Origin of the sequence: Dokdonella sp., from assembly GCF_044227025.1 — a bacterium.
GTDB lineage: Bacteria > Pseudomonadota > Gammaproteobacteria > Xanthomonadales > Rhodanobacteraceae > Dokdonella_A.
Genome location: NZ_JBGAFX010000002.1, coordinates 755,221 through 764,771, shown reverse-complemented (window position 1 = coordinate 764,771; position 9,551 = coordinate 755,221). Strand labels below are relative to the sequence as shown.

Below are 9,551 nucleotides of genomic sequence, written 5' to 3'. Positions count from 1 at the left end.
GCAACAGCGTGACTTTGCAGATCACGGCGACGGTGACGCTGCCGGGCGACATCACGAACACGGCGACGGTGGATGCGGACGAGCACGACCCGAACACGACGAACAACACGGGCGGCGTGACGCTGAACGGCCAGTCGGCGGACATCCAGGTGCTGAAGGGCGTGGACAACGCGAACCCGATCCGCGGCGACCAGGTGACGTTCACGATCACGGCGACGAACAACGGACCGAGTGCGGCGACGGGCGTGGCGCTCAGCGACGTGCTGCCGGCGGGCTTGAGCTTCGTATCGGCGACGCCGAGCCAGGGGGCATACAACACGGGCACGGGCACGTGGACGGTGGGCAACCTCGCGGCGAGTGGCGCGGGTGCGACGGCGACGTTGACGATCGTGGCGGACGTGGACACCGACAGCGGGTTCACGAACACGGCGAGCCTGTCGGCGATCGACCAGACCGATCCGAACCCGGGCAACAACAGCGCGAGCGTGGTGGTCACGCCGATCGCGAGTGCGGACCTGTCGATCACCAAGACCGACGGCAGCGCGACCGCGACGCCGGGTGCACCGATCACCTACACGATCACCGCGAGCAACGCGGGCCCGAGCAACGCGATCGGCGCGACCGTGGCGGACACGCTGCCGGTGACGATCAGCGGCGCGACGTGGACCTGCACGGGCACGGGCGGCGGCACCTGCCCGGCGTCGGGCAACGGCAACATCAATGCGACCGTCAACCTGCCATCGGGCGGTTCGGTGACGTTCGTCGTCACGGGCACGATCAGCGCGGGCGCAACCGGGACCTTGTCGAACACGGCGACGATTGCCGCGCCAGCCGGCGTGACGGATCCGGTTCCGGGCAACAACAGCGCGACCGATACCGACACGCTGAGCCCGAGTGCCGATCTGCTGATCACGAAGTCCGACGGTGCGACCACGGCAACGCCGGGCAGTGCGATCACGTACACGATCACCGCGAGCAACGCGGGCCCGAGCAATGCGACCGGCGCGACCGTCGCCGACACGTTGCCGGCGACGATCAGCGGCGCGACGTGGACCTGCATCGGCGCTGGCGGCGGCACGTGCCCCGCGAGCGGCAGCGGCAACATCAACGCGACGGTCAACCTGCCGTCGGGTGGAAGCGTGACGTTCACCGTGAGCGGCACCATCAGCGCGAGCGCGACCGGCACGTTGTCGAACACGGCCACGGTGACCGCACCGGCCGGCGTCACGGATCCGACGCCCGCCGACAACAGCGCGACCGATACGGACACGCTGACGCCGAATGCGGACCTGTCGATCACCAAGACCGACGGCGTCGCATCGGCGACGCCCGGCAATGCGGTGACCTACACGATCACCGTTAGCAACGCCGGTCCGAGCGATGCGACGGGTGCGACCGTCGCCGACACGTTGCCGGCGACGATCACCGGTGCGACGTGGACGTGCGTCGGCGCGGGCGGCGGCACGTGCCCGGCGAGCGGCAGCGGCAACATCAACGCGACCGTGAACCTGCCGTCGGGTGCCTCGGTGACGTTCATCGTCAGCGGCACGCTCAGCACGAGCGCAAGCGGCACGTTGTCGAACACGGCGACGGTTGCGACGCCGGCCGGCGTGACCGATCCGGTGCCCGGCAACAACAGCGCGACCGACACCGACACACTGTCGGCGACGGCGGACATCGAAGTGCAGAAGAGCGGCCCGGCAAGCATGACGGCAGCGGCGGCGGTCACCTACACCGTGACCGTCACCAACCACGGCCCGAGCAATGCCGACGGCACCGCGTTCTCCGATCCGGTTCCGGCCGGCATCACCGCGGTCACGGCGAGCTGCGGCACGCCGACCGGCGGCGCGAGCTGCGGCGCGGTGAACGTCGCGGGCAATGCGGTCACGAGCACGATCACGACCCTGCCGGCGAACGGCAGCGTAACCTTCACGATCGGTGGTACCGCGCCGGCGGATCCAACCTCGCTGACCAACACGGCGAGCGCGAACGCACCGAGCGGCGTGACCGATCCGGTGCCCGCGAACAACAGCGACAGCGTGACCACCTCGGTCGGTGCGTCGGCGGACCTGTCGATCACCAAGAGTGGTCCGGCGACGGTCGCGTCCGGTGCGACGATCAGCTACACGTTGCTGATCGCCAATGCCGGCCCGAGCGCCGCGAATGGTGCGACCTACGCGGATGCGGTGCCGGCGGCAATCACCTCGGTCACGGCGACCTGCGGCACGCCGACCGGGGGCGCAGCCTGCGCGGCGCCGACCGTGGTCGGCAACGCGGTGTCGGGCGATGTGCCGACCTTGCCGGCAGGCGGATCGGTCACGATCACGATCAGCGGACTCGCGCCGTTCGGTGCCCAGTCGCTGACCAACACCGCCAGTGTCACCTCGCCGGCGGGCGTCCCCGATCCGGACGCGGGCAACAACACGTCCAGCGCGACCACCACGATCGGCGCCGCGGCGGACATCGCGTTGACCAAGACCGTCGACAACCCCAGCGCGAACAACGGCGATGCGGTGACGTTCACGATCACCGCCAGCAACCTCGGCCCGAATGATGCGAGCGGCGTGGCGATCACCGACAACCTGCCGTTCGGCCTCGGTTTCGTCTCGGCGACGCCGTCGCAGGGCACCTACGCTCCGGCCAGCGGTTTGTGGACCCTGGGTGCGCTCGCCAACGGCGACACCGCGACGCTGACGATCGTCGCGATCGTCCAGCAGCCGGGTGGCCTGACCAACACGGTCGCGGTCAGCGGATCCGACCAGCCCGATCCCGTCACCAGCAACAACAACGCGGGTGCCTCGGTGAACGCGGGTGCGACGGCCGACATCGCGGTTGCGAAGACCGTCGACAACGCCACGCCGAACGTCGGCGACACCGTCACGTACACGATCCTCGCCAGCAACGAAGGACCGGACAACGCGACCGGCGTCGAGATCACCGACAACCTGCCGGCAGGCGTGACCCTCGTCACCGCGACGCCATCGCAGGGATCGTTCGATTCCGGCAGCGGCGTGTGGATTGTCGGTGCACTCGCCAACGGCGCCAGTGCGACGCTCACGCTCAGCGTGACGGTCAACCAGCCGGGTGCAATCTTGAACGTCGCGACGATCACCCGCGAGGACCAGTTCGACCCGGTCAGTGCCAACAACCAGGCCGGCACGACGATCAATGGCCAGGAGGCCGATCTCGCCGTGACCAAGACGGCCGACAACGCCAGCCCGAACGTCGGCGACGACGTGACCTTCAGCGTGACCATCCACAACAACGGTCCGTCGGATGCGACCAACGTCGCGCTGGCCGATGCGTTGCCGGCTGGACTCTCGCTGGTGTCGGCGACGCCTTCGCAGGGCAGCTACTCGGGTACGACCGGCATCTGGAATGTCGGCACGCTGACCGCGGGCGGTTCGAGCTCGACCGCAACGCTGACGATCGTCGCGAACGTGACCGCAGCGGGCGGCATGACCAATACCGCGGCGGTCAGCGCATCCGACCAGACCGATCCGAACAGCGCCAACAACAGCGCGAGCGTCTCGTTGAACGGCAATCCGCTGGCCGATCTCGCGGTCGCGAAGGGCGGTCCCGCGACCGTCACGCCCGGCAACGATGTCGTCTACTCGATCATCGTCAGCAACAACGGCCCGAGCGCCGCGACCAACGTCGTCGTCAGCGATGCGACGCCGGCCGGGCTGGTCTTCGTCGGCAATGCCGGCGCATGCACCGGCGCCTACCCGTGCACGATCGCGTCGATCGCGAGCGGTGCGAGCGTGACCATCACGTCGACCTACAACGTGCCGGCGGCGTACGCCGGCGCGAATCCGATCGTGAACATCGCGAGCGCGGCCAGCGAAGTGCCGGATCCCGATTCGTCCAACAACCAGGGCTCGGCGAACACCAACGTCGGCCCCGGCAACGCGGACCTCGCGATCGTGAAGACCGGCCCGGCCGCGGTCGCATCGGGTGGCGCCATCGCGTACGTGCTGACGATCACCAACAATGGCCCGAGTCCGGCCAATGGTGCGGCGTACACCGACGTGGTGCCCGCAACGATCACCGTCATCAGCGCAAGCTGCGGTGGCGAAGCCGGTGGTGCGGCGTGCGTCACGCAGCCGACGGTGTCGGGCAACACGGTCGGCGGTCTGATCGGTTCGCTGCCGAGCGGCGGCAGCGTGCAGGTCACGATCAATGGCACCGCGCCCACCGGCCCTGCGACGCTGACCAATACCGCGACGATCGCGCCGCCCGCGGGCATCGTCGATCCGGTCGGCACCAACGACAGCTCGAGCGTCGACACCACCGTGTCCGCCGCGAGTGCGGACCTCGCCGTCGAGAAACTGGGTCCTGCGACCGCGGTGCCGGGTGCGAACATCACCTACACGATCACCGTCACCAACAACGGTCCGGACACGGCGCTCAATACCGTGCTGACGGATCCGACGCCGGCCGGACTCACCTTCGTGTCGGCATCGCTGCCGTGCGGTGGTGGCTTCCCGTGCACGATCGGCGACTTCCCGTCGGGTGCAAGCACGATCATCTCGGTCACCTATGCGGTCGATGCGGCAGTGACCGGCTCGGTGCAGAACATCGCTACGGTCGGCAGCGACACGCCCGACCCGAACGTCGGCGACAACACCAGCACGGTGACGACACCGATCGTGCCGGCGGTGACCGCGGCGGACCTGTCGATCGTCAAGAGCGGGCCCACGAGCATCACCGCCGGCGGCGATGTCGTCTACACGCTGGTCGTGACCAACAACGGTCCCGATCCGGCTGCGAACGTGGTGGTGTCCGATCCCACACCGGCAGGCCTCGTGTTCGTCGGCAACGCCGGTGCATGCGCGAGCGCGTACCCGTGCTCGATCGGCGCCCTCGCCAACGGCGCGACTGCGACGATCACCAGCACGTACACGGTGCCCGCCGGTTACGCCGGTGCCAACCCGATCGTCAACAACGCGGCGGTCGGCAGCGACACGCCCGACCCGAACGGCAGCGACAACGTCAGCAGCGTGTCGACGACGGTCATCGTGCCGACGCTCTCGGCCGACCTGTCGATCGTCAAGTCGGGCCCGGCAACGGCGACCGCCGGCACCACCGTGACCTACACGATCGTCGTTGCCAACAACGGTCCCGACGCGGTGCCTGATGCGGTCCTCACCGATCCGACGCCGGCCGGTTTGAACTTCATTTCGGCGAGCGCGCCGTGCGCGGGCGGATTCCCGTGCACCCTCGCGCCTTTGCCGAATGGCGGCAGCACGACGGTTACCGTGATGTATCTGGTGGTTCCGACCTTCACCGGCACGATCGCCAACGTCGCGTCGGTGGCCTCGTCGAGCGTGCCCGACCCGACGCCGAACAACAATTCGGTCACGGCCACGACCGTCGTCGCCGGCATCCCGGGCGCGCCGGTCCGAACGGTGCCGGTGGACTCGCGCTGGATGCTGCTGCTGATGGCCTTCACGCTGATGCTCGTCGGTGCGCCGCTCGCGCGACGCCGCCGTTGAGTTCCACGCCATGCCGCGTCGACGACGCGGCATGGCGTCAAGGATGGTTTCGTCGCGGGCGTGCGATGATGGGGCATCAATCGATCGCCCACGCGTCACGATGACAAGCGCGCCAACCCCGTACCCGCGCCAACCGCTTGAACTCGCTGGCGCCGATCTCCGCCATGACGCGCACGCCTATCCTCGCGCGCAGGCCGACGCGTTGTTCGCCGCGTTGCATGACGAGATCCCCTGGCAACGCCATCGCCTCAAGCTGTTCGGGCGCGAGGTCGACGCACCGCGCCTGTCATGCTGGATCGGCGACACTGATGCGAGCTACGTCTATTCGCGCGTGCGCTTCGACCCGGTGCCGTGGACACCCACGGTCGCGCAGCTGCGCGATGATCTCGCCGCACGCGTCGGCGTGCGCTTCAACAGCGTGCTCGCGAATCTCTACCGCGACGGTCGGGATTCGGTCGGCTGGCACAGCGACGACGAACCCGAGCTCGGTGCGACGCCGCTGATTGCCTCGTTGTCGTTCGGCGCCACGCGCACGTTCCGCCTGCGCTCACGCGCAACCCGCGAGGCCGCGATGTCGCTCGACCTCACCCATGGCAGCGTGCTCGTGATGGCCGGCGACACGCAACGCCTGTACCAGCACGCATTGCCGAAACGCGCCAGCGTCACCGCGCCGCGCATCAACCTCACCTTTCGCCGCATCCAAGCACCTGCACGTTGACGTCGCGACGCTCGCTCCGGCCGGCCAGTGCCTGCGGATCAGGATCGTCGCGAAGCATCCGCTCATGTCGTGCGCGTGGCTCTTTCCATTCGTTCGCCCCGAGCGCAGCGAGCGGGCGCACCACTCCAACCGTTCGCGTTGAGCGCAGCGAGCGGCAGCGAGAGGAGTCGAAACGCAAGCACCGAACTACACGCCTCGGCGGACCGCTTCAGATCCGAAGACCGTGCGAATCCTCATGCGCGTCGAGCGTCTCCGGCACGATCCAGCGGACTCACCACGCCATAACCGCATGCTGTCGGCGAACGCATTGATTGGACGCAGGAATTCGGCTTGACCACGCTCGCCGGGCACGCGCACGATAGGCGTTATCGCCTCGATATCGGGGTATACATGTAGTTGGCTGGCATTCCCATCCGTCATGCTCGAGCGGCTCAAGAAGTGGATATCGAGTCGGCGTCGCAAGCCGCTAGATCAGCTGTTGGCGGTGGAGTTTGACGATCGAGAGATTCGCGTGAAGGTGTTGGAGAAACTCGACCCGGCGTGGAATCAGGCGTTTGAGTGGCAGAACATTCGACGCGTCTGCTTCAAGGATGGAGGTATGCGGGGCACGGACTATGTCTACATCTCATTGGGCGAGCCCGATGTTGTACGCACGATTCCAACCCAAGCACGAGGAGGGTCGGAGTTCTTTGGAGCCCTGTGCGACAGAGGTTACTTTACAGGGCACGTCTGGAGACGCGCGGTCGGTGAGACAGGCGGTGGCATGCACTGCTGGCCTCGGGAATGAACCAATTCGCGAATTCCTTCATCTCATGATCGATGCGTTTGATTTCGATCGCAAGCACGCAACTAAGCTGGCGCCCAGCGACACATTGCTCTCGCTGTATCGCGCCTGCAACCCAGACCCGTCCGCGCCAGATGGCCTCGAGGTTGAAACTCTCAATCGTTCCTTTGCTGCGCGCTATGGTGAACACCGCTTAGAGGGCCTATCGATGGAAGTCACGTTCGGTGAGCTGTTCTCGCGGGCAGTGGCGCCGCCTAGTACTTCGTTCGAGCGGACGCGCGAGGGACAAAGTGCAAAGCGCGTACGCCGGCGCGCGCGCCGCTTAACTCAACCGTTAGGCTGCTCAGGAAGATTTTCGTGAATTCAGTACAGACCAGAAACGAGCCAGGCGTCGCATTAGGCGTCCTGCTAATCACCTTGTTAATCGGCTTACTCGTTTCGGTCCTCGCTACGGGGTTTCAAACTGGACCCCTTCTTCCCGGTGCCAATACTGTTTTGCTAGGCATTTACCTCATGGCTTGGGGTGCTATGTTCCTAGCCAGCTATTTTTTCAGTCACAAGACATTTTTCTTCCGCGCACTCATCTGGGCTTGCGAGCATTGGTCACACCCAAGGGGACGCGGCATGGCATTCTTCTACGCTGCCCTTGCCTTGCTGCTCGGATGCGTTGTAGTTCTGACAGGCTTGCAAGTGACCGAGTGAAGGCAGCTTTGGCAAGCGGTACGGTTGCAGTCGTGTATCCGGCTTTCCGTTGAACGCAAAGCGTTCGAGCCATGATGGAATCCGCCGGCACGAAGCCACACGTTCAATCGGCCATTGCGGGCCAGAAGTGTTATCGGCTTGGTCGTCCCGGGGACCGACTCGTTTGCCATCGACGTTTCACTCGGTGCAACGCGGGGAAGGGAACTCAGTGGGTCGGCGTGGCGCGCACGCTGGCGTGGTTGGGATCAAAGCTCGTGCGGTGATGTTCGGCAGCCCACAGCCGCCGCGCCTGTTTGTTGGCGAGCGCGACGGCGGCCTTGTTGTGGCCGATGCGTTCGGACAAGGCGAGCGCCCAGGCGCGGGTGCGATCGAGTGGTTGCTGTTTCCTTGCGGCGACCTTCGCGCTGCGCAGCACGGCGCGGGCGCCGTGGATGAGCAGCATGCGCAGGTAGACGTCGCCACGCTTGGTGACGCGCCCGAGTCGGCGCGTGCTACCGCTGGAGTGTTCACGGGGCGTCAGCCCGAGCGAGCTGGCGAAGTGGCGCCCGGAAGGGAAGCGATCGAAGTCGCCGACCGAGGCGCTGAGCGCGGTCGCGGTGATCAGGCCGATGCCGCCGGCGCGCTGCAGACGCTGGCTGCGCAGATCGCATTCGGCATGCGCCTGCAGGCGGTCTTCAATGGCGAGCATGTTGCGCTCGGCCACCTTGATCGTTTCCAGCATCGCCTTGAGCGTCTCGCGCAGAGCCATCGGCAGTTCGTTGTCGGCGTCTTCAAGGGCCGCAAGCACCGCAGGACGCACCTTCGCGGAACCGGGCGGAACCATTACGCCGAACTCGCGCAGCAGCCCGCGGGTGAGGTTGATCGCGGCGGTGCGCTGCGCCTTGTGGAACTCGCGCACGCGATGCAGGCCCTGGATGCCTTGTTGTTCGGGCGTCTTGATCGGCACGCGACGAATCGATTCGCAGCGTGCCGCTTCGAGCAGGCCGGCCGCGTCGGTGCGATCGGTCTTGTTGCGCCGGACGTACGGACGCACGTCATGCGCGGGCAGCAGTTCGACCGTATGTCCGAGCCGCGTGAAGCGGCGCGCCCAGTAGTGCGCGGAGCCGCAGGCTTCCATCACGATGCGCAACGGGGAGCGGTTGTCGAACACCTTCGCAAACGCGCTTCGACTCAGGCGTCGACGTTCGAGGATGCGCGCATCGGCATCGGCGAACGCGAGTTCGAACACATCCTTGGCGAGGTCGACGGCGACGGTGGAAGCGATGGCGGATTTGGGCGTAGCATGCATGGCGGACTCCTCTCGCGATCCCGTGTCCTGAAGGCTAAACCCTTCAGTCTGGCTCATCGAAGCCGTGTGGCGACACGAGGGGAGTCCATTCGATCATTCAAGCAAAAGCCGCTTCGCGGCGCGGCTTAATTCCGGCGATAGGCCCCATGAAAGAGCGCATCGCGTTGGTCGTTACGGTCGTGTGCAGTGCAGTTATGGGTGGTTGCGCGACATCGCCGCATATTGATCGCGACGGGCACGAATACGAGGTGATCATTTCGGACCGTCATCGTTCAGGCTTTGAGCTGGAGATCCGTCCTCGTTACGGCCTCACGGATGCTCAAGTTCCTGAACTGACAAGAGTCTGGCGCGAGCATGCATCCTTGTACTGCGGAATACGTTTTCGTGGCCAACCAAGACCTGTCTATCAAGAGGTCATAGCCGACGGTGTCGCAAACGGCCAACCCGTCTGGTCGAGTAGTAAGTACGTAAAAGCGGTCAACGGTTGGGTGGCCTGCGGGCATGGCGCCTAACTATCGGTCAAGCTGACCGCCGGTCTGCTAGTGAGTCTCGCCGTCATGG

The 9,551-nt window shown here is 66.2% G+C and carries 4 protein-coding genes; 3 read left to right on the top strand and 1 reads right to left on the bottom strand.

All coding sequences use genetic code 11. The features are described 5' to 3' along the window. Together ACILRJ_RS07720 and ACILRJ_RS07715 are read left to right on the top strand one after the other, a co-directional pair. On the top strand, positions 1–5,498 hold a 5,498-nt coding region (locus ACILRJ_RS07720; protein WP_395682014.1), incomplete at its 5' end, for a hypothetical protein. A gap of 100 nt (positions 5,499–5,598) precedes the next feature. After that, complete coding sequence (locus tag ACILRJ_RS07715) at positions 5,599–6,216, top strand: alpha-ketoglutarate-dependent dioxygenase AlkB family protein (RefSeq protein WP_395682012.1); 618 nt, start codon at positions 5,599–5,601, stop codon at positions 6,214–6,216. A gap of 1,691 nt (positions 6,217–7,907) precedes the next feature. Here the strand turns inward: ACILRJ_RS07715 and ACILRJ_RS07710 are convergent. Then, on the bottom strand, positions 7,908–8,990 hold the full coding sequence (locus tag ACILRJ_RS07710) for an IS110 family transposase (RefSeq protein WP_395682010.1): 1,083 nt from the start codon (positions 8,988–8,990) through the stop codon (positions 7,908–7,910). A gap of 146 nt (positions 8,991–9,136) precedes the next feature. On the opposite strand from ACILRJ_RS07710, the gene ACILRJ_RS07705 reads away from it, so the two are divergent. Further along, positions 9,137–9,502 carry a hypothetical protein gene (locus ACILRJ_RS07705; protein WP_395682008.1) on the top strand — a complete coding sequence of 122 codons (366 nt, stop codon included), beginning with the start codon at positions 9,137–9,139 and terminating at the stop codon, positions 9,500–9,502. Positions 9,503–9,551 lie beyond the last annotated feature (49 nt).